An 18,737-nucleotide genomic window follows, 5' to 3' on the forward strand; every position below is an offset into this window, starting at 1 on the left:
GCTCAGGACCTGCAAGCGAGATCGAACATCAGTGCGATGTTGGCAGTGGCATGCCGACAAGATTGATTTCCTTAAACGTCAGTAAAGTGACGCCGCCGGCTACGGGTGTTACCTCCACCGTCAACACCTCGCCGGTTTTTTTGGTCAAGGATGCGGACCAAGCGCTGCGATCGGACGTAGACAGAATACGTTTTTTTAATTTGGCCCAAACAGGTGAGGGCATGCAATCCACTTGCCAGTGTTGGAGGGCGTCATAAAAAGTGTATTTGGCAAAAGTGCGGTCCGGATCGCTTTTCCACATGTTGCGGTAGGCTTGATTGCACATGCGCAACTGACCGGTTGGGGAAAAGAGGACCAAAGCGCCTTCTACCGTGTCCAGTACGCCGTAAACCTGTTCCAGCTCGCTGCGGAAGCGACGTGTGACAGTGATTTCCGACGTGATGTCTTCAATCAAGAAGACCAGTGCGCCGTCTGGATGGGGACGACCGGACACTTTGTAGGTGACCCCGGTGGGCAGCGTCCATGTTGCGCAATACGCGCCAAGTTGTGCTTCTTCGACGATCTGGGAAACTTGTGTGTGCCAGCTTGTTTGGCCGTTTGAAGTTGGGATCACATGGTGTTCCCGCAAGTGGTCGAAAAAGGCAAAAAGATCACAGCGATTGGACAGGAAATCTGCGGATACTCCGGTTAGCTCGATCAGCGCGGGATTGAACAATACCAGACTTTGGTTTTGGTCAAAAATTGCGAGACCCGTGGACAATTGAGCAAAGGTTTTTGAGAATGTTTGCACAAAGCTGCGACGTGCATCTTGTGCAGAAACCTCAGCATCTGCTTCCGTCGCGTAGAACATAATGTCGGGCCCTGCGTGCACCGCCGTAATATTGAACCAATGGGATTGTGAAGTATCGCGACTTGAGAGTTTTAAGCGCAAAGGCGGGTCACCGGGAGACAGGGTTGTTGTGTCAAACAGAGGCTGAGCGTCACCTTCAAAACCAAGCGATGCACCAAGTGATTTGTAGGCCGTGTTGCGCCACACAATCATACCCTTTGTGTTGATTTTCCAGATTGGATTGGGCGCTTGAAACATGGCTTGGAAAATGGCCGTGCGGCGCGCCATGTCCGGTGCGATGTCTTGCTCCAGTGTGACGCGGGCCACATCGTTCCATTGATCCAGTGTGACAATTGATGCGTCGTTTGGATCATTGGATTTTAGAACGGTTACATCTCTTTTTTGCGAAGCACCTTGCGCGTAGGGGAAATCGGGAAAACTGGCGGACAGTTTTTGACGAAGCGCTTCCCAATCGAAACGTTCGGTTGGAACCTCTGAGCATAATCTGAGCGCGGCTGAATTGGCGTCAACCAAAGTACCGGCGCGAAACAAAAACCGGGCCACCTGAGGCGACTGTGTTTGTTGTTCGATCAAAGGCTGCGTTGTTAGCGATTTGGTTTCTCTTGATTGGTACATCACCGCGACCGCGGCCAGACTTGAAAAAACCAAAAGCACAAAAAACAAGGCACTGAATAAAAACATGGTAGACCTCAAAGTTATTTTGAAACAACGAGGAGTACGTAATTGAGTTGCTTAAATAGCTTACTCTAAATTGCATATTTTTCAAGCTTGCGCGCGCGTGCGGTTAAGATTTGTGTAAGGGATTATCACCTGTTCCAAGCGCTGAGAGGTTCATGGCCGCATCCACTTTTTCACGTGGCCAAATTACTTCGACAACCGCACCACAGCGATCGGCTCCCTCGGCATGTTCAACTAAAATGCTGGATCCATTGGCAAAACTGATTTCGGCCCCCGATCTCTCCAAAAGTGTTTTGGCTATAAATAGCCCCAACCCCATGCCCTCATACCCGGGCCGCTTTTTGACGTCTTTTGCTGACTTTCGGTATCGCACAAAGGGGTCGCCAATACGTCCAATTAGGTGAGTTGGATACCCCGGCCCGTCGTCCAAAATGCGCACGGATACCGACTCAGTTGCGCATTCTGTCTCAACCCAAACCGACGTTTTTGAGAAGTCGACAGCGTTTTGGATTAGGTTGCGCAGGCCATGGATGATCTCAGGGCGGCGTAAGATTTCCGGTCCGTCCAACAAGTCGTAATGATCAAAAATGATCTCTTTTCCACGTCCCATATGGGGTTCGGCGGCCTCTTCTATAACCGTGGACAGCGGCGCTTTCCGCAAGTGCAGGTCGTCTTTTCCGGCACGCCCCATTGAACGCAGGATGTCTCGGCAGCGGTCGGCCTGCTGACGGATCAGGGCGGCGTCTTCATGCAAATCCGGATGGTCTTCCAACTCTTCCATAAGTTCCGCGCTGGTGAGTTTGATGGTGGCCAATGGGGTGCCAAGTTCGTGCGCAGCCGCGGCTACGACGCCGCCGAGATCGGTTAATTTCTGTTCGCGCGCCAGAGCCATCTGCGTGGCTGCCAAAGCTTCGCCCATGGAGGACATCTCCGACACCACGCGGCGGGAGTAGAGAGAGGAAAAGAACAGGGCAATCACAATGGCCGCCCAGTTTCCAAACAGAAAGACATCTGGCACACGCAGGATGAAAAAATTGTCGGTACGCAGAGGAATATGAAATTCCAAAAGAACGCTGACCAAGGCGACGGTCAGGCATCCCAGGAACACCGCTGAACGGATGGGTAGTACGGAGGCGGCAATAGAGACGGGGGCGACAACCAGGAAGGAAAAAGGGTTGTGCAGGCCGCCGGTGAGAAACAGTAGAAAGCTCAGTTGTAAGACATCAAAGAGCAACATGGCCATGTTCTCTCTTTCGGTGAGCAGCTTGTTCTCTGGAAAGACAAAAGTGGCAACCAAATTGCCTATGATAGCGACACCAACCGCCATATAACACAGGCCGTAGTAGAGCTCTAAGTGAAAGCCAAATTGGGCCACCAGCAGCGCAACAATCTGACCGCAGATGGCAATCCAGCGCAGCATGATGAAAGTGCGCAAGCGAATCCAGTTGCTGCGACGATTTGTATTGAGCAGCTCGCCTGACAAATCCGTCATTTTGAGGCCTTTCCGCTTGTGTCTTTGAGCAACCTTGATAGGTCTCAACGTCATATCCCGCAACTAAACTTGATGAGGTTTGACATGGTTCGGATTGTGGCGGCAGTGGCCGCGTTTGTAGCGATCTTTGCGCTTGCCGGCATGTGGTACGTGAGCCGTGGCAATGGTGACGGGGATCAGTTTTCCCAGTGTCGTCAGGGACAGGTTGCCGGTGGCACCAGTGCGATTGGTGGTCCGTTTGAGCTGGTGAATGGCGCCGGGGAAACGGTAACGGACAAGGACGTTTTGACCGAGCCTTCGTTGGTCTATTTTGGCTATACTTTCTGCCCGGATGTCTGCCCGTTGGACAACACGCGGAATGCAGAAGCTGTTGATATCCTTGAAGCAGACGGCAAGATTGTGACGCCCGTGTTCATCACCATCGATCCAGAGCGCGACACGCCGGAAGTGATGAGTGACTATTCGGGATACTTGCATGAACGCATGATTGGTCTGACCGGCTCTCCTGAGCAGGTGAAGGCTGCGAGCCAAGCGTATCGCACCTACTACAAGAAGCAGCCTGCGGAAGATGGCGATGAGGAGTTTTACCTCGTGGACCACTCGACCTTCACCTATTTGACACTCCCGGAGCATGGCTTTGTGGAGTACTTCCGCCGCGATGTGAGCCCTGAAAAAATGGCCGAAACTGTCGCGTGTTTCGTAGACAATATGTAGTGGCCGATGGTCTGTTTGACCCAATTGGCCAGGGGCGCTAATACTTGTTCAAAGACGCAGTGGGGAACAGGCACATGACGGAAAACGCGCTGTCGGAGATCGGGCCGGACAAATCACTTCTGTTGGTAGATGACGATGAGCCGTTTCTGCGGCGCCTCGCTAAGGCCATGGAAAAACGCGGTTTTGAGGTGGAGACGGCTGGGTCCGTTGCGGCGGGGCAAGCGATTGCCACTGCCCGCCCACCGGCCTATGCCGTGGTTGATTTGCGGCTTGGGGATGGCAACGGATTGGACGTTGTCGAAGTTATTCGGGACAAACGTGCGGACAGCCGGGTTGTCGTTCTGACCGGCTACGGCGCGATCGCCACGGCGGTGGCTGCGGTGAAGATTGGGGCAACCGATTACCTCAGTAAACCGGCAGATGCGACGGATGTGATGAACGCGCTTCTGAGCGGGCCGGATGAGCTGCCACCCCCACCGGAAAATCCGATGAGTGCAGACCGGGTACGCTGGGAGCACATCCAACGGGTGTATGAATTGTGTGATCGCAATGTGAGTGAAACTGCACGCCGGTTGAACATGCACCGCCGAACGTTGCAGCGGATTCTGGCAAAGCGCTCGCCGCGTTAAGATGTGATCTGACGCCCCCAAAAACAGCATCGGTATCGTGTCGGTATCGCGACTGTTTTGCGGTGGTGGGCGAAATGTTAACAAACCCGGCCAAAAAGGCCGGGTTTTTTGTTTGTGGCAATTAGGATGCCTGGCGCAGCTCCGAAGGCGCGGGCGCCTCTGTGAGATCACCCGTATTAAACTGTTCCATCAACGTCGCAAGCTTGGTGGCATCTGTATGCAGCAGGTGGCCCGCAGCGGTGGATTCCTCGACCATGGCGGCGTTCTTCTGCGTGACGTCATCCAAATGGTGCACGTTGGTGTTGATCTCTTTTAGGCCCGTGGCCTGTTCCACAGATCCGGACGCGATACTTTTGACCAATTTCGAGATCTGATTGACGCGGTCTACAATGTTGTTGAGTGCGGTGCCCGCATCCCCAACCAAATTGACGCCGTGTTGAACGTGGCCTGAACTGTCCGCAATCAAAGATTTGATTTCAGTGGCCGCGTCCGCGGAGTTTAGCGCCAAGTGGCGGACCTCAGACGCCACCACTGCAAAGCCGCGCCCGTGTTCACCGGCACGCGCAGCCTCGACCCCAGCGTTCAAAGCCAAGAGGTTGGTCTGAAAGGCGATGTCGTCAATCACACTGATGATCTGTGCGATTTTGGACGAAGACTTTTCAATCTCCGCCATGGCGGCAATGGCGTTTTGCACTATAACACCACTGGTGTTGGCCTCTTCGCTGGCCTGCTCCATGGTGGATTCCACGCTGCGTGCACCGTCTGCGGAGGATTGCACGGAATTGGTCAGCTCTTCCAAGGCCGCTGCCGTTTCTTCCAATGTCGCCGCCTGTCGTTCGGTGCGTTGAGAAAGATGGTCCGCTGCCTGGCTGATTTCAGAGGCCCCAATGGTCATGTTATTGGCCGCTTCCAGAACCTCACCAATGGTCTCTTTCAGGTGGTTTAGAGACTGATTGAAGCTGATCCGGAGCGGTTCGTATTCCTCTGAGAAAGGCGTATCAATTGAGCAATCCAGATCGCCGTTTGCAAGCTGCTCCAGACCTTTGTCCAGGTGGGCGACAAAGGCTCCTCGATCTTTGACGCGGGCCTCTTCGCTGGCGATGAGACGGTTTTCGGCCTCTTTAAGGGCGATGCGGGTCTGCTCAAGCGATTGATTGAGGAGGCCGACCTCATTTCGTGCGTTCAAGTTGGCGGGTTCGAACTCGAATTCTTTTCTGGCCAATTTGTCCATGTCTGATTGCAGATCTTTGAATTGAGATGTGAAGGCAAAGATCAGTCGGAAGCCCACCAGAAGGCTTAACAGGGTGCACAACGCGCCAGCCGCCAAGGTGAACCGAAGCGCCGTTTGCGCGGCGGCGGCCTCTGTTGTGGCCAGCATGTTCATGTGGTCGGCCACGTGCAATTCCAGGTCCCGCAACGAGGAGATCCACGAGGTGGCGCGTTCAAACCAGTCTTTTGGTGTCATTGGCGTGACGGCGCCGCCCGCACCCGCGCTTAGGATATTGGCGCGAATGTCCGGTAGGCCGGTGGGCGCCAGACCTGCGCGTACATCGACGTCCGGCAGATGGTGTTTCAGCGACAGCGCGGCGATATCAAGCAGGCGTGTTTCCGCAGCGCTGGTTTCAGCGAACCACTGGTAGATCGGCGGCGCAAACGTGCCCTGTGCAAAACCCACAGCACCGGCGGCCCGTTGTTGGCCAGCCATTTCTTTGGCGTAGGTCATGTTCACCAAAGCCGCACTGATCTGGGCCAGCTCGGCGTTGTTTTGATGCAGCAGCGTGCTGCTCACGTTTGCAAGAATATTGGCAATCATTCCGGAGTAGCCGCCGCCGATGTCTCCCAATGGCAAAGATTTGCGGGTCACACCGGGGCGCAAAGACGCCAGTGGATCAATGTGCTGGCGCAGCTCGGCGGTATCTTTGGTGACAGCGGACAGAGCTGCATCAGTTGCGCTGCGGGCCTCGATTAAATTGTCGGGCAATGTGTCTGTTTGGGTGGCGGAAAGGAAAGCGGCAGACAGGCCGCGTTCAACCTGGAGCGTGTGCACCACTCGTAGGAGGGTTGTGGCGTGCTGCGCTATGGACTGCGTGGCCTCTGCGTTTTGGCTACGGTGCCAGTGGGCCTGCGTTTTAAGGCCGCCGATGGCCAGCAGGGCCAATAACGGAACGGTCATAATTGCGAGTATTTGTGATCTAAGTGACATCTGTTTCCCCAGATTATTTGGATCGAATCTGAAAGTGCCTGAAGCGGTCCTAGGCAGAGGTGCCTGAACAATGTCTTAAAGAGAAAACTGTCGGTAAGTTTTGCCGGGATGGTCCGGGGTGCCACCGCATAAGTGGTATTCTGCGCCTATTTTTATAAGTCTTTGTTCCGGAAGAAGATTGAGTGGCTGAAAGAAATACACTTATTAGGTGCATCTTTTCGGCAAGGACTTCTTCATCAATTTCACGTTTTTGTGAGGGGTGCGGGGCTCCTTGGGAAACCGCACACGAAAAACCCGGCCGCAGGGGCCGGGCAGTGGGTTCGTGAGAACCGGAACGCCCCTCCCAGGAGAAGGGGCGATTATTCTTTGAGGAGGATTTAGGCGGCTTTGTCCGCCAGCATCTCGTCGACAATCGCCACCGCCACGTCAGCTGGGCTGCAATCCATGGTTCTGGCGCGGGTGAATATGCGGTCGAGTGTGTTTTCCACGGCGGCCAGTTTCTCATCCACATACGCGGCCCGGTTGTCGATGGCGAGCACCTCGGTGGCGACGTTGATGATGCCGCCGGCGTTGGCGACAAAGTCAGGTGCGTAGAGAATACCGCGCGCGTGCAGGCGGGCGCCGTCTTCACTTGTGGCCAGCTGATTGTTGGCGCCGCCACAGACCGCTGCGACCTTGAGCTTGGCAATGCTGTCTGCGTTCAGAATGGCGCCAATTGCGCAGGGGGCAAGGATGTCAGCCTTCACGGTCAGGATGTCGTTTGGTCCAGCGGCTTGAGCGTCATATTTGGTGACCAGTTCGGCCACGCGTTTGGCATTGATGTCGGCTAGGATCAGCTTGGCGCCAGCTTTGTGCAGGAACTCACACAGGTAGGTGCCAACGTGGCCAAGGCCCTGCACGGCGACGGTGCGGCCAGTCAGATCTGCGCTGCCTAGCTGATGTTTGGCGGTGACTTTGATCGACTCAAAGATGCCACGCGCAGTGATCGGGGACGGGTCGCCGGAAGCATGTGGACCGTCTGGCAGGCCCGCAACAAATTTGGTTTCGGTGGCCAGTAAGGACATGTCAGCAGGGCTCATGCCCATGTCTTCAGCGGTCCAATACTCTCCTTCCAGCGTGTTGATGGCGCGGGCAAAGGTCAGCAGCTGTGCGGAGGTTTTGGCCGAGGCGTCGCCCATAATGACCGCTTTGCCGCCACCCAAAGGCAGGCCAGCGGCGGCGTTCTTGTAGGTCATGCCCTCGGACAGGCGCAGCGCGTCGGTCAATGCGGCGTCTTCACTGTCATAGCGACGCATGCGTAGGCCGCCGGCGGCCGGGCCCAGTTTGGTCGAATGCACCGCAATAAAACCGGTGAGGCCAATAGTGGCGTCATGTACACGCAAAACGGTTTCATGGGTTGGTGTGGCCAAACGGGTGATTTGCATCGGGCGTTTCCTTGTTTTTGTTTGCCGCGTCCCAGGCGCGAAGTGGCGGCAAATTGACACAGGATCAACAGAGGTTTTCTCCAAATACGCCTATGCGGAAGGGTGATTTTTAGAGATACTGGCCCAAATATGGTTAACTTTTGGAGATTTTCCCTATGGATGCCATTGATCGTAGAATCGTGCGGGCCTTGCAGCTGGACGGGCGCATGAAGATTGGCGAGCTGGCGGAGCAGGTGGGGCTGTCGGCCACGCCCTGTGCGCGGCGGCTGGAGCGGCTGCAGGCAGATGGGGTCATCACCGGCTATGGCGCGCGGGTGGATCCGCGCAAAATTGGCCTGCCGGTCACAATTTTTGTGTCGGTGGAGCTGGAGGCGCAGGGCGCTGATGTGATCACGAACTTCGAGCGGGCGGTGAGCGCGTTTGAAGAGGTCATGGAATGTTACCTCATGACCGGCTCGAGGGATTTCCTGTTGCGAGTGGTGGCAGCGGATCTGGATGCGTTTGACGCGTTCCTGGAGCATCGGCTGATGAAGGTGAAAGGTGTGCGTAATATGCGCAGCAACTTTGCTTTGCGCGCCTTGGTGCGGCGGGATGTGTTGCCGGCGATGTAGCCTACGGCCAAATTTATCTCGCTTAGGTGGAAATTTGGTGCTCTATTTCACGCGCCCACAATTGAGGTGGGTGACATTGAACTAAATGGAATAGAATTGTGATGAAAGTACTTGCAACACCTGTAATTTTGGCTTTGGCATTGGGCGGTTGTATGTCGTCTTCTGGGGATGAAGCCACAGTGATGGACAGCCTGATTGGCAAGGAGTTGGTGACCGAAGCGGCTCGACCATCATTGTCAATGCGGATGGCACCGTTGGTGGCATGATTGGCGGCAACCCGGTTGTCGGGACATATGTAGCCAATGCAAAGGAAATGTGCAGCGTTTACAGGTCACCGGAGCGTTTGGTTGGTCGCGAATTTTGTAGCACACCCGTGTACAACGACGATGGCACACTGACCTTCAGTCGACGTGAAGGCAGTTCGTCACCGATTTACACCATCAAATAATATCCTGCACGACAGTGCCTGTGCGGCCTCAGATATTGAGGTCGTACCGCTTGCAGATCTTGTTGACCAAGGTGCCGTCGTCCAGTGGGATGTCTGTGAGGCGTTTGTAGGTCTCAAAGCCTCGGCTTTGATAATAGGCCAACCCGCCTTCGTTGTCGGCGCGGATTTCGGCGTCCATCCACGTATAGCCCAAATCACGAGCGGCATTCACGCTAGCTTCAAACAGCTTGGAGCCAATGCCGAGACCAGTGCGGCCTGCTTTCACAAAAGTGCCAATGCCACAAGCTTCGGGCGGCAAATCTCCCCAAGGGCCAACCCATTGGAACCCCAGAAGTGTGCCGTCTTCTGTCATGGCGACATGCCATGTGCTGCAGTCCTGATCCGCCATAAGCCAGCCCTCCAGGTCGTCGCGGGACATGGGGTTGGTCATCGCTGTGGAGCCGCCAATGGCGATGATTTCGTTGAGCAATTCTGCGGTTTGGCGCAGGTCAACGGAGTTGCCTTTTTGGACGGTGATTTGGGACATGGGATACTCGATATCAGGGACTAAATAAGCCTAAAGCGCGGCCAGAAGGGTTTCAACGCGGGTGGTGTAATCGGTGCGTACGTCCACAGGTGGGCGCAGGCGGATGGACAGGCCATCAATGATTTTTGGGTCAGGTGTGCCAAACAGTTTGTTGGCCTCAGCAACGGAGAAGCCGGCAATCTGTGTGGCCTCCATCCAGGCGGAGACTTTGTCCGCCTTTTTGATCTGTGCCTTGAGCCGTTTGGGGGTTTCAGCAGGCAGGCCAAAGCGGATGTGAATTGCGGCCATCAACCGGTCATCGAGCGTTTCATATTCCGGACCCACCGCGGCTTTCACCGGGGAGATCATGTCGCCAATCACATATTCCGGCGCGTCATGCAGAAGGGCGGTCAGCCGGGTTTGGGGCGTGGCGGATTTGTACATCCGGCCGTAAAGCTCTTCGACTAGCAAGGAATGTTCGGCCACGGAATAGGCAAAATCTCCATGGGTCTGGCCGTTCCAGCGGGCGACAAAAGCCAGCCCATGGGCGATGTCTTCGATTTCGATGTCCACGGGGGTGGGGTCCAGCAGGTCCAGCCTGCGACCGGACAACATACGCTGCCATGCTCGTGCCAAAGGGTGTCTCCCGGTTGTGTCAAACCGGTGTACGCCAGCCAAGTAGCGATGCGCAACAGTCAGGCGAGCAGGGAGTGCACTGGCATCAACCAGTAGCCACACCGGAGGTGATCAACGCATTGGTGATCACAATCAATGTGCCCATCAGCAAGACGGCGGGGATGAAGAAAGCAGACCGAAACATGGCCCTAAGTGGCGGGAAATTCATGACCAAAAACCTAACAAATAAAGGTTTCTTATACCTTGGTTTCGAAAGCCTTAACAGTCAGGGGAAGCTGACCCTTTCGAGCCTTGTTTTGCTGCAAAATGAGGCGTCGCCACATTTTGGCCATATTTGAGGCGCAGCCTATGTTGTGTCGGGATCACGTGCTGCCACAAAACAACGTGATCAGGCGTGTTTTGTAAAAGCGCAGCGCGATACCGACATGACTAGCGAGGGGGGCACGTTTCTACATCGGCTTCCTCCCGCGTGTCCCCCTCTCCAAACCTCAATGACTTGACCTCCTATGGGTCAATCTGCGCGAGAAAGGAGAGCGCTATGTTTAAGAGAGTAGTAGGAGCAGCCTTGCTGTTTGGCATGGCCGCAGCGGCACCGCCGGCGATCGCCGCCAGCTGTGCGGACAGAGACCTTGTGGTGCAGCGTTTGCAGAGCAAATATGCTGAAGCCATGGTCGCAGGTGGGCTGCAAGGCAGCCACGACACAAAGATGACGATGCTTGAGGTGTGGTCATCAGAGACAACCGGGACATTTACGGTGATCATGACCAATGCGCAGGGGGTGTCCTGCATTTTGGCCGCCGGAACGGACTGGTTCCAGCAGGAGGCTGTGCTGCCGTCTGACGGAATTGAGGGTTAAAGCGCCTTTGCAGCGCATCGAAACGTTTTTGGTAACGTTGTAGAAAGCCCTTCTGAGTGTTATCTGGTCGCCAAAGCAAACCCGTAAGGAGCTGGGCGCAATGGCGACCGATTACACTGTTAAAGATATTTCCTTGGCTGATTTTGGCCGCAAGGAACTGGATATTGCCGAAACCGAAATGCCGGGCCTGATGGCGCTGCGCGAGGAATTTGGCGAAAGCAAACCACTCACGGGCGCGCGCATTGTTGGCTCGCTGCACATGACCATTCAGACCGCCTGTCTGATTGAAACGCTGGTGGCACTGGGCGCGGATGTGCGCTGGGCCAGCTGCAACATCTTCTCCACACAGGATCACGCCGCAGCAGCGATTGCGGCTGCAGACATTCCGGTGTTTGCGATCAAAGGTCAGTCGCTGGAAGAGCATTGGGACTACTTGGACAAGTCGTTCATGTTCCCGGAAGGCCCGAACATGATCCTTGATGATGGTGGCGACGCGACACTGTACATCTTGCTTGGTGCCAAGGCGGAAGCGGGCGAAGACCTCGGCGTGCCGAGTTCTGAGGAAGAAGAAGTCATTCACAAGCAGATTGCCAAGCGCATGGCGGCGAGCCCTGGCTGGTTCACCAAGACCCGTGACGCGATCCAGGGTGTGTCTGAAGAGACCACCACTGGTGTGCACCGTCTCTATGATCTGGTGAAAAAGGGCGAGCTGCCTTTCCCTGCGATCAACGTGAACGACTCTGTGACCAAGTCGAAGTTTGACAACAAATACGGCTGTAAAGAGAGCCTCGTGGACGGTATCCGCCGCGCGACGGACACGATGATGGCCGGCAAAGTGGCGGTTGTTTGTGGCTATGGCGACGTGGGCAAAGGCTCTGCCGCCTCGCTGCGTGGCGCAGGTGCCCGTGTGAAGGTGACCGAAGTTGACCCGATTTGTGCGCTGCAAGCGGCGATGGACGGCTTTGAAGTGACCACGCTGGAAGATGAGGCGGCGACCGCTGACCTGTTCATCACCACCACCGGCAACAAAGACGTGATCCGCATCGAGCACATGCGCGAGATGAAAGACATGGCGATTGTTGGCAACATTGGCCACTTCGACAATGAGATTCAGGTAGCGAACCTGAAGAACCACAAGTGGACCAACATCAAAGAGCAAGTGGACATGATCGAGATGCCATCCGGCAATCGCATGATCCTGCTGTCTGAAGGCCGCTTGCTGAACCTCGGCAACGCCACCGGTCACCCGTCGTTTGTGATGTCTGCAAGCTTCACCAACCAGGTGCTGGCGCAGATCGAGCTGTTCACCAAAGGCGAGGAGTACAAGAACGACGTCTACATCCTGCCGAAGCATTTGGATGAGAAAGTGGCGGCGCTGCACCTCGCAAAAGTGGGCGCGAAGCTGTCCAAGCTCAACAAAGAGCAGGCGGACTATATTGGCGTGAACACCGAAGGCCCGTTCAAGCCGGAACACTACCGCTATTAAGCTGGGTTAGGCACTGAATTTGAGAGCGGCGTCCCGGACAGGGGCGCCGTTTTTGGTTTCTACTCGGGAGGCATTTTTGTGCTGGCGACAAAAACTGTGTCTCCAAAGGTTATCGACATTCTGCCATCTACACTCGAACCAAGCGTCAGTACCCATTCCTCAAACCAAGGCTGATACCTTTCATAAATTTTTGGTTTAGCTCCGAGATCAAATGGCCCTGCGCATCCAAACGCTGGGTGGTGCGTGAAATAGTTACCGTTCCCGCTTTTGTAGATATCAATTGGAGCCACACGCGCGGCACTCAATATTTCAACTGTACCCTCTGAAAAGAGGTCACAGGTTTCGAAAAACCTTTGAGACGGGTCATCCTCCTTCGAAAAAACAACTTCGGGGAAAATGTGGTTTGCGCTCACTGGCGCCACCAAAAACACTAGAAAGGCAACGGAAATGAGTTTTGAGGAAATTGTTGTCATGCTGGTGGATTGGTGAGATCGCTCTTTGCTGGAGTTATCAAAGATAAATCGGGTTTAAGTGCTGAAATGCAAGGGGTGACTAGAGAGTGAGAAGACTGAGCTTTTGGCTTGGAAGCACTCAGTATGTATTCACCCTTTTTGAGCGAAATGAGTTCCGAGAGGGTGTTACCCATCCCGCCCAGCCTCATTTGGATCGCTTGAATAAATCGCGATTTTGTTGCCGTCCGGGTCGCGCAGGTAGCTGACGTAGAAGTGCGGGCCATAGTCGGCGCGGAAGCCGGGTTGGCCTTCGTCCGTGCCGCCAGCAGCGAGGGCGGCGGCGTGTAGGGAGCGGACCTGCGCTTGGTTCGTGGCTTCAAAGGCCACCATGGCGCCGTTGCCAGCGGAGGCGGTTTGAGCGTCAAACGGCGGTTTCACATAGAAGTCTGGCAACAGCGGGCGTTGGCCTTCGGGGACGGGCAGGGTGTAGCTGAGGCCTTCGGGGCCTTCTTTCACGCTGTAGCCCAGAGCGGGCAGGAAGGCGGCGTAAAAGCGTTTGGCGCGGGGGATGTCGTTGGAGCCGACGCAGACGTAACCGATCATCGGGCGGTGTCCTGACTTAATGCGGTGGCTTCCCAGTCTGTCAGGAACTGCATGATCTCTAGGCTGTCTGAGAGACGGGGAGAGGGGCGCGGCGCCTCTTTGGCGCCTGCGGCGAGCGCGCGTTCGACCATTTTTGTCTGATGATAAAACGCGTCGTGTTTGGTTTCGACCATGATGTCCCGCGCTGGTCCTTCGTAAGGCTGCCAGATCATTTTGTTTTCCCCTGCGACGGGTAACCAGGGGTTGGTGGCAAAGCGCAGCGTGCCTTTGGTGGTCACGATGATGAATTCATGGGCCATGCCGTGGCTGTCTGTGCTCATCAGGTTGGCAAGCACGCCATTGTCAAAGCGCACGGAGAGGCTGGCGTCTTGCAGAGTTTTGTCCTTGCCGATGTTGCCAAAAGCGGTGAGGGATCGGGAGGCAAAGGCGTCTTCGCCACACATGGTTTGCACCACCAGATGCAAGAGTGAGGCGGGGTAGCAGCCGAGGTTGTAGAGCGTACCGCCGCCCGCGGGGTTCACCACCTGCCAGATGTCGGCGGCGTAGAAGCCGGAGACGGAGCGCAATTCGCCCACAGACGGATCGCGCAGGACGGTGACCAGTTGCTGCATGAAGGGGTGCGCGAGATACATCAGGCCTTCGGTAAAGAAGATGGTTGCGGCCTGCACCGAGGCGATCAGCGCTTGGGCGTCCTCCATAGTGGTGGTCAGGGATTTTTCGCAGAGCACAGGCTTGCCTGCCGTCATCGCAGCTTCGGTGGCGGCGCGGTGCAGGTGGTTGGGCAGGGCGATGTAAATCACGTCCACCTCTGGATTGGCAAAGAGCTCTGCTTGATCGGTGGTGGTTTGCGTAATGCCGTATCGCGCGGAAAGGTCGGACAGCGCGGTTTCATTGCGGCCACAGAGCATTGCCACCGAGGAGCCCTCACTGTCGCGGATCGCACCCAGCATGGCGTGTGAAATGAAGCCGGTTCCAAGGATACCCCAACGCAGCATCGCGTCCTCCTGTGGTGTGAAAAAGCGCAGAGGGTCAGCCTAGGCAGCGATTCTTCAAATGACCAGCGGGATCTGTGCTAAGGGGGAACAGGCGTGGTCTTTCCCCTTAAGTGACGTGTACGTCAACTATAAGAAAGGTCTCAAGGACGCCGCGCAGACCACTACTTCAAGCGCATTTATCGACAATTGGGAGAATATCAGATGGGCAAACGGGACGAGTTAATCGCGAAATATGCAGACGATCTGAAGAACAAATGTGGCATCGAGCCAGATATGACACTGTTGGAAAAGGTGACCATCGGCTGTGGTCCGGCGATTTACAACGATGATGCGTCCACGGTGGCTGGCTCCCAGCCAGCGGAACTGGAAACTGTGAAAAACAACTTCCTGATCAAGAAGTTGGGTATGAGTGATGGTCCTGAGCTTATGGATGCCATCAACTCTGTGATTGAGACTTACGGCAAGTCTGAGCGTAACAAGTATCGGGCTGTTGTTTACTACATGCTGACCAAACACTTCGGCAAAGAGGCCCACTACGGGTAAAACCACCACTCGCGGTTTGGCGCGTCCGGGACCTGAGGGTTTCGGGCGCGTTTTGCGTTTGGTTGCCAAAGTGCTGCGGGAACCGCTCAGATTGTAGATACTTGATAATTGAACGGATCAGTTCAATTGGGCTACACATGTGATGTCGGGCTAGGATGGCCGGACCCAAGTTTACAGAACGCGTGTGGTGGTATGGGATACACGCGGGGTGCATAGGGGGTCTGGCTGGAGCGGAGACAGACCCCCTATGTTTTAATTTCCCTACATGACTTCCTTATGGCATGTCGGCGCGGCTCTTTAACGAGTGGCGCCTTTTTGATTTTGGAGTGTTTTCTACCGAGCGGGCCTGCTCAGAACAGCGTGAGCACCAGACCCATGGTGGCGCAACCAAGTGTGGCGTAGCCGCCGTCGATCAGCATCAAAACGCGATCTCGGCCAGCAAAACTGTAGATAGTAACAATCCAGGGGGCAGCCAAAAAGAGTCCAACCCCAAGTCCAGAGATCAGCCCCTCGCCCATTGTATCGATGCCGGACAGCGAAAAAATGTGTCGCATCATGCCTGCAACCATAACCGCGCATACAAAAGCTGTTATGTAAGGGCCTGGATTTCCAGAGTTGCTTGGCCTTGACGCTTCATCGACGGTCATTTTGGCAGCTTCGGTCCATCGGCCTGCGAGTATCATGTACCAAACAGCACCCAGTACATATGAGGACAGCGCAGCCGCCAGCACCGATAGAATTGCCATGGAACTCCCCCCGTATACTTCTCTGGTGAGAGTATCACCAATTGTTCAGCCTTGAGAACCGCTGAGCTCGAGGATGATGTCCCATTCTTCTTCCGTGACCGGCTGTACGGACAGGCGCGAGCTTTTCACCAGCACCATTTCGGTCAGCCGAGGATCCGCTTTGATCATGTCGAGGGGCACCGGGTTTTTCACAGGCTTGACGGCTTTGATATCGACGCAGACCCAGCGGTGGTCATCGGTGGTGCTGTCTTGGTGGGCTTCGGCGCAGACTTCAACAATGCCGACGACGGACTTTTCTTTCTGAGAATGGTAGAAAAAGCCGCGGTCGCCCACGGCCATCTCTCGCATAAAGTTGCGCGCTTGGTAGTTGCGCACGCCGTCCCATTCCTCGCCTGCGTCGCCTTTGGCCACCTGCTGGTCCCAGCCCCAGGTTGAGGGTTCGGATTTGAACAGCCAATAGCGCATCAGCCGAGCACCTTGTTCCAGGCTTTTAGCTCAACTGAAGCGAAGAGGTCGGCGGCTTTGTAGGGGTCGTTTGCGGCCCAGGTCTCAGCCTCTGCCATGTCGGCGACGTTCAAGATGATGAGAGAGCCGCACATGTCGCCGGCATCATTCAGAAAAGGGCCAGCCATCATGATCGTGTCGCCGGAGCCTTTGAGATAGGCAACATGGGCGTCGCGGTTGGCTTTGCGTATCTCTAGGGCACCGGGTTTGTCTTTGGCGATGAGTGCGATCAGCATGAATTATTCCTCCTTGGGTGGTCTTGCGAGCAGCATTTCCATGGCGTCGCGGATTTGCAAGCCCCCATCGAGGATGGCGACGACGGCTTGGGTGATGGGCATGTCAACCTGCATGGCTTTGGCGCGTGCGAGGGATGCGCGCGCGGTGGCTGCGCCTTCGACGGTGACGGTGGGGTCATAGGCATCGCCGCGTCCGAGAGAGAGGCCAAAGCTGTAGTTGCGAGATTGTTCAGATGAGCAGGTCAGGGTGAGGTCGCCAAAACCGGACAGGCCCGAGAGCGTGTCGGGTTTTGCGCCCAATGCCTGTGCCATGCGTTTCATTTCGGCATAGCCACGGGTCATCAGGGCGGCGCGGGCGCTGTCACCAAGCCCGGCGCCAATGGCAATGCCACAGGCGATGGCGATGACATTTTTGAGCGCGCCGCCAAGCTCTGCACCGACAGTGTCGGTGGTGCGGTAAATGCGCAGATTGGGTGAAATCAGTCTCTGTTGCAGGGCTTTTCCGGTGGTGTCTTCCGGGATGGCCAAGGTCAGTGCTGTCGGCAGGCCACGGGCGATGTCGGCGGCAAAGCTGGGGCCGGTGAGGATCGCCGGGGTGGCGTTGGGCAGCACATCGCGGATCACGGCGACCGGTCCAAGTTGGGTGCCAAGCTCGACGCCTTTGCAGCAGGCAATCAGCGTGCGGCCGGAGAGTTCTGGATGGTCTTCCAGCAGGCCGCGCAGCTTTTGCATCGGAACCGCCAGCAGGACCACATCGGTGAGCGCATCGTCAAATTGTGCTGTCACAGAGACTGCTTTTGGCAGCTTTACACCGGGCAGGCGTGGGTTAGTGCGGGTTGACTGCATGGATTTGGCGGCGTCGGCATTGCGGGCCCAGAGGGTCACGGAGGTGCCGCTGTGGGCAAAGGCGACGGCCAGGGCGGTGCCAAATGCCCCGGAGCCAAGAACGGAAATCATGCTTTGGCTCCTTTTTTGCCGCTACCCAAAAGCGCGGGGGCGGTTTGATCGAGCGGCCAGCGCGGTCGGGCGGAGAGGTCCATGCCGTCACGCGCGCCGGTGCGGTGGCGCTCCAGACCAGCATAAGCGATCATCGCGGCGTTGTCGGTGCAAAGCGCCAGCGGAGGCGCGGAGAAAGTCACGCCTTTGTCGGCGCAAACAGTCTCTAATTCGGCCCGAATGGCGGTGTTTGCCGCCACGCCGCCAGCGACGGCCAATAGAGGCTCTGAGGGATTTTCAGCCAGATAGGTGTCCAGCGCGCGGCGGGTTTTCTCGGCGAGCACATCAACAACAGCGGCTTGAAACCCGGCGCACATGTCGGCGCGGTCTTGCACGGGCAGGCCGCCTTTCTCTGCGATGATGGAATCTCGTTGGCGCAGCAGGGCGGTTTTGAGGCCGGAGAAAGACATGTCGCAACCGGGACGATCCAGAAGCGGGCGCGGGAAACGGAAGCGTTTGGGGTCGCCTTTTGTGGCTTCAGCTTGCACAGCCGGGCCGCCGGGTTGGGGCAGGCCAAGCAGGCGGGCGGTTTTGTCGAAAGCTTCGCCCGGCGCATCATCTATGGTGCCCCCGAGCCGGGAGAAGTTTTCCGGGCCGTGGGCGATCAGGAATTGGCAATGGCCGCCGGAGACCAAAAGCATCAGGTAGGGGAAGGCCACCTGATCGGTGAGGCGCGGGGTCAGGGCGTGACCGGCAAGATGGTTCACGCCGATGAGCGGAATGCCAAGGCTGGCCGAGAGGCCTTTGGCGCACATCACGCCAGAAATGACGCCGCCGATGAGGCCGGGGCCCGCGGTGACGGCGATGGCGTCCACATCCAACAGGGAGACGTTGGCGGCCGTCAGTGCTTCCTCAACGCAGAGATCGACCTTTTCCGCGTGTGCGCGGGCGGCGATCTCCGGAACCACACCCCCAAACGGGGCATGCAGATCGGTTTGGCCATACACAACAGAAGCCAGGATCTCGGCATCACCCACAATGGGTTGGTGCAAGATGGCGGCGGCGGTGTCGTCGCAGCTGCTTTCGATGCCAAGAATGGTGAGCGGGCCGTCCATGTGTCACAGGTCCTTGCCGTTGCGCGGAGGTTTGTTGGCAGGTAACACCACAGGACGCCTCAAACAACAGTGGTG

At 56.3% G+C, this 18,737-nt stretch carries 21 protein-coding genes; 7 read left to right on the forward strand and 14 right to left on the reverse strand.

Going from position 1 to position 18,737, the window contains the following annotated elements:
• Nucleotides 1–28: 28 nt before the first annotated feature.
• On the reverse strand, nucleotides 29–1,531 hold the full coding sequence (locus tag JXR15_RS04235; protein ID WP_422051980.1) for a PAS-domain containing protein: 1,503 nt from the start codon (nucleotides 1,529–1,531) through the stop codon (nucleotides 29–31).
• Nucleotides 1,532–1,634: 103 nt separating this feature from the next.
• The gene (gene regB, locus JXR15_RS04240; protein WP_422051981.1) at nucleotides 1,635–3,020 is read right to left on the reverse strand and encodes a sensor histidine kinase RegB; all 1,386 of its coding nucleotides are present in this window, start codon (nucleotides 3,018–3,020) and stop codon (nucleotides 1,635–1,637) included.
• Between the two features lie 84 nt (nucleotides 3,021–3,104).
• Between regB and JXR15_RS04245 the strand changes: the two genes are divergently transcribed.
• Nucleotides 3,105–3,734 carry an SCO family protein gene (locus JXR15_RS04245; RefSeq protein ID WP_422051982.1) on the forward strand — a complete coding sequence of 210 codons (630 nt, stop codon included), beginning with the start codon at nucleotides 3,105–3,107 and terminating at the stop codon, nucleotides 3,732–3,734.
• 74 nt (nucleotides 3,735–3,808) lie between these two features.
• Complete coding sequence (locus tag JXR15_RS04250; RefSeq protein WP_422051983.1) at nucleotides 3,809–4,363, forward strand: ActR/PrrA/RegA family redox response regulator transcription factor; 555 nt, start codon at nucleotides 3,809–3,811, stop codon at nucleotides 4,361–4,363.
• A 121-nt stretch (nucleotides 4,364–4,484) separates the two neighbouring features.
• On the opposite strand, the gene JXR15_RS04255 is transcribed toward JXR15_RS04250, so the two are convergent.
• Both JXR15_RS04255 and JXR15_RS04260 read right to left on the reverse strand, forming a co-directional pair.
• A complete protein-coding gene (locus tag JXR15_RS04255; RefSeq protein ID WP_422051984.1) occupies nucleotides 4,485–6,566 on the reverse strand; it encodes a methyl-accepting chemotaxis protein in 2,082 nt (693 codons plus the stop codon).
• Between the two features lie 377 nt (nucleotides 6,567–6,943).
• Nucleotides 6,944–7,990 carry a Glu/Leu/Phe/Val family dehydrogenase gene (locus JXR15_RS04260; RefSeq protein ID WP_422051985.1) on the reverse strand — a complete coding sequence of 349 codons (1,047 nt, stop codon included), beginning with the start codon at nucleotides 7,988–7,990 and terminating at the stop codon, nucleotides 6,944–6,946.
• Between the two features lie 155 nt (nucleotides 7,991–8,145).
• On the opposite strand from JXR15_RS04260, the gene JXR15_RS04265 reads away from it, so the two are divergent.
• Both JXR15_RS04265 and JXR15_RS04270 read left to right on the forward strand, forming a co-directional pair.
• Complete coding sequence (locus JXR15_RS04265; protein ID WP_422051986.1) at nucleotides 8,146–8,601, forward strand: Lrp/AsnC family transcriptional regulator; 456 nt, start codon at nucleotides 8,146–8,148, stop codon at nucleotides 8,599–8,601.
• Between the two features lie 101 nt (nucleotides 8,602–8,702).
• A complete protein-coding gene (locus JXR15_RS04270; RefSeq protein WP_422051987.1) occupies nucleotides 8,703–8,867 on the forward strand; it encodes a hypothetical protein in 165 nt (54 codons plus the stop codon).
• Between the two features lie 210 nt (nucleotides 8,868–9,077).
• Here JXR15_RS04270 and JXR15_RS04275 read toward each other — a convergent pair whose 3' ends face one another.
• Together JXR15_RS04275 and JXR15_RS04280 are read right to left on the reverse strand one after the other, a co-directional pair.
• Nucleotides 9,078–9,575 (reverse strand): GNAT family N-acetyltransferase, encoded by a 498-nt coding sequence (locus JXR15_RS04275; protein WP_422051988.1) that lies wholly within the window; start codon nucleotides 9,573–9,575, stop codon nucleotides 9,078–9,080.
• 30 nt (nucleotides 9,576–9,605) lie between these two features.
• On the reverse strand, nucleotides 9,606–10,169 hold the full coding sequence (locus tag JXR15_RS04280; protein ID WP_422052247.1) for a hypothetical protein: 564 nt from the start codon (nucleotides 10,167–10,169) through the stop codon (nucleotides 9,606–9,608).
• Nucleotides 10,170–10,728: 559 nt separating this feature from the next.
• Here JXR15_RS04280 and JXR15_RS04285 point away from each other — a divergent pair.
• Together JXR15_RS04285 and ahcY are read left to right on the forward strand one after the other, a co-directional pair.
• The gene (locus JXR15_RS04285; protein WP_422051989.1) at nucleotides 10,729–11,046 is read left to right on the forward strand and encodes a hypothetical protein; all 318 of its coding nucleotides are present in this window, start codon (nucleotides 10,729–10,731) and stop codon (nucleotides 11,044–11,046) included.
• A gap of 100 nt (nucleotides 11,047–11,146) precedes the next feature.
• The gene (ahcY, locus tag JXR15_RS04290; RefSeq protein ID WP_422051990.1) at nucleotides 11,147–12,532 is read left to right on the forward strand and encodes an adenosylhomocysteinase; all 1,386 of its coding nucleotides are present in this window, start codon (nucleotides 11,147–11,149) and stop codon (nucleotides 12,530–12,532) included.
• Between the two features lie 59 nt (nucleotides 12,533–12,591).
• On the opposite strand, the gene JXR15_RS04295 is transcribed toward ahcY, so the two are convergent.
• From JXR15_RS04295 to JXR15_RS04305, 3 genes are all read right to left on the reverse strand, one after another.
• Nucleotides 12,592–13,005 (reverse strand): hypothetical protein, encoded by a 414-nt coding sequence (locus tag JXR15_RS04295; protein ID WP_422051991.1) that lies wholly within the window; start codon nucleotides 13,003–13,005, stop codon nucleotides 12,592–12,594.
• 165 nt (nucleotides 13,006–13,170) lie between these two features.
• Complete coding sequence (locus tag JXR15_RS04300) at nucleotides 13,171–13,587, reverse strand: VOC family protein (RefSeq protein WP_422051992.1); 417 nt, start codon at nucleotides 13,585–13,587, stop codon at nucleotides 13,171–13,173.
• Entirely contained in the window at nucleotides 13,584–14,582 is a 999-nt protein-coding gene (locus JXR15_RS04305; RefSeq protein WP_422051993.1) for a Gfo/Idh/MocA family protein, read from the reverse strand. Before JXR15_RS04305 ends, JXR15_RS04300 begins: the two co-directional genes overlap by 4 nt.
• Nucleotides 14,583–14,783: 201 nt before the next feature.
• Between JXR15_RS04305 and JXR15_RS04310 the strand changes: the two genes are divergently transcribed.
• Nucleotides 14,784–15,125, forward strand: coding sequence for a DUF2853 family protein (locus tag JXR15_RS04310; RefSeq protein ID WP_422051994.1), 342 nt, complete (start codon nucleotides 14,784–14,786; stop codon nucleotides 15,123–15,125).
• Between the two features lie 350 nt (nucleotides 15,126–15,475).
• On the opposite strand, the gene JXR15_RS04315 is transcribed toward JXR15_RS04310, so the two are convergent.
• The 5 genes from JXR15_RS04315 to tsaD are packed head-to-tail and all read right to left on the reverse strand — an operon-like array spanning nucleotide 15,476 to nucleotide 18,662.
• A complete protein-coding gene (locus JXR15_RS04315; protein WP_422051995.1) occupies nucleotides 15,476–15,871 on the reverse strand; it encodes a DUF1761 domain-containing protein in 396 nt (131 codons plus the stop codon).
• 45 nt (nucleotides 15,872–15,916) lie between these two features.
• Nucleotides 15,917–16,336 carry an EVE domain-containing protein gene (locus tag JXR15_RS04320; RefSeq protein WP_422051996.1) on the reverse strand — a complete coding sequence of 140 codons (420 nt, stop codon included), beginning with the start codon at nucleotides 16,334–16,336 and terminating at the stop codon, nucleotides 15,917–15,919.
• Nucleotides 16,336–16,611: a YciI family protein gene (locus JXR15_RS04325; protein ID WP_422051997.1), complete on the reverse strand. Its 276-nt coding sequence runs from the start codon at nucleotides 16,609–16,611 to the stop codon at nucleotides 16,336–16,338. Before JXR15_RS04325 ends, JXR15_RS04320 begins: the two co-directional genes overlap by 1 nt.
• Before the next feature lie 3 nt (nucleotides 16,612–16,614).
• Complete coding sequence (locus JXR15_RS04330; RefSeq protein WP_422051998.1) at nucleotides 16,615–17,568, reverse strand: NAD(P)H-dependent glycerol-3-phosphate dehydrogenase; 954 nt, start codon at nucleotides 17,566–17,568, stop codon at nucleotides 16,615–16,617.
• On the reverse strand, nucleotides 17,565–18,662 hold the full coding sequence (tsaD, locus tag JXR15_RS04335; RefSeq protein WP_422051999.1) for a tRNA (adenosine(37)-N6)-threonylcarbamoyltransferase complex transferase subunit TsaD: 1,098 nt from the start codon (nucleotides 18,660–18,662) through the stop codon (nucleotides 17,565–17,567). Before tsaD ends, JXR15_RS04330 begins: the two co-directional genes overlap by 4 nt.
• Between the last annotated feature and the right edge of the window lie 75 nt (nucleotides 18,663–18,737).

The organism is Shimia sp. (assembly GCF_049116215.1).
Classification (GTDB): domain Bacteria; phylum Pseudomonadota; class Alphaproteobacteria; order Rhodobacterales; family Rhodobacteraceae; genus Shimia.

Bases quoted from the DNA above. Each gene is read 5' to 3' on its own strand.
- JXR15_RS04315 (WP_422051995.1), bottom strand. From the start codon at position 15,871: ATGGCAATTCTATCGGTGCTGGCGGCTGCGCTGTCCTCATATGTACTG.
- JXR15_RS04325 (WP_422051997.1), bottom strand. From the start codon at position 16,611: ATGCTGATCGCACTCATCGCCAAAGACAAACCCGGTGCCCTAGAGATA.
- JXR15_RS04275 (WP_422051988.1), bottom strand. From the start codon at position 9,575: ATGTCCCAAATCACCGTCCAAAAAGGCAACTCCGTTGACCTGCGCCAA.
- JXR15_RS04235 (WP_422051980.1), bottom strand. From the start codon at position 1,531: ATGTTTTTATTCAGTGCCTTGTTTTTTGTGCTTTTGGTTTTTTCAAGT.
- JXR15_RS04270 (WP_422051987.1), top strand. From the start codon at position 8,703: ATGAAAGTACTTGCAACACCTGTAATTTTGGCTTTGGCATTGGGCGGT.
- JXR15_RS04255 (WP_422051984.1), bottom strand. From the start codon at position 6,566: ATGTCACTTAGATCACAAATACTCGCAATTATGACCGTTCCGTTATTG.
- tsaD (WP_422051999.1), bottom strand. From the start codon at position 18,662: ATGGACGGCCCGCTCACCATTCTTGGCATCGAAAGCAGCTGCGACGAC.
- JXR15_RS04285 (WP_422051989.1), top strand. From the start codon at position 10,729: ATGTTTAAGAGAGTAGTAGGAGCAGCCTTGCTGTTTGGCATGGCCGCA.
- JXR15_RS04300 (WP_422051992.1), bottom strand. From the start codon at position 13,587: ATGATCGGTTACGTCTGCGTCGGCTCCAACGACATCCCCCGCGCCAAA.
- ahcY (WP_422051990.1), top strand. From the start codon at position 11,147: ATGGCGACCGATTACACTGTTAAAGATATTTCCTTGGCTGATTTTGGC.
- JXR15_RS04250 (WP_422051983.1), top strand. From the start codon at position 3,809: ATGACGGAAAACGCGCTGTCGGAGATCGGGCCGGACAAATCACTTCTG.
- JXR15_RS04305 (WP_422051993.1), bottom strand. From the start codon at position 14,582: ATGCTGCGTTGGGGTATCCTTGGAACCGGCTTCATTTCACACGCCATG.
- JXR15_RS04295 (WP_422051991.1), bottom strand. From the start codon at position 13,005: ATGACAACAATTTCCTCAAAACTCATTTCCGTTGCCTTTCTAGTGTTT.
- JXR15_RS04310 (WP_422051994.1), top strand. From the start codon at position 14,784: ATGGGCAAACGGGACGAGTTAATCGCGAAATATGCAGACGATCTGAAG.
- regB (WP_422051981.1), bottom strand. From the start codon at position 3,020: ATGACGGATTTGTCAGGCGAGCTGCTCAATACAAATCGTCGCAGCAAC.
- JXR15_RS04320 (WP_422051996.1), bottom strand. From the start codon at position 16,336: ATGCGCTATTGGCTGTTCAAATCCGAACCCTCAACCTGGGGCTGGGAC.
- JXR15_RS04265 (WP_422051986.1), top strand. From the start codon at position 8,146: ATGGATGCCATTGATCGTAGAATCGTGCGGGCCTTGCAGCTGGACGGG.
- JXR15_RS04280 (WP_422052247.1), bottom strand. From the start codon at position 10,169: ATGTTGTCCGGTCGCAGGCTGGACCTGCTGGACCCCACCCCCGTGGAC.
- JXR15_RS04260 (WP_422051985.1), bottom strand. From the start codon at position 7,990: ATGCAAATCACCCGTTTGGCCACACCAACCCATGAAACCGTTTTGCGT.
- JXR15_RS04245 (WP_422051982.1), top strand. From the start codon at position 3,105: ATGGTTCGGATTGTGGCGGCAGTGGCCGCGTTTGTAGCGATCTTTGCG.
- JXR15_RS04330 (WP_422051998.1), bottom strand. From the start codon at position 17,568: ATGATTTCCGTTCTTGGCTCCGGGGCATTTGGCACCGCCCTGGCCGTC.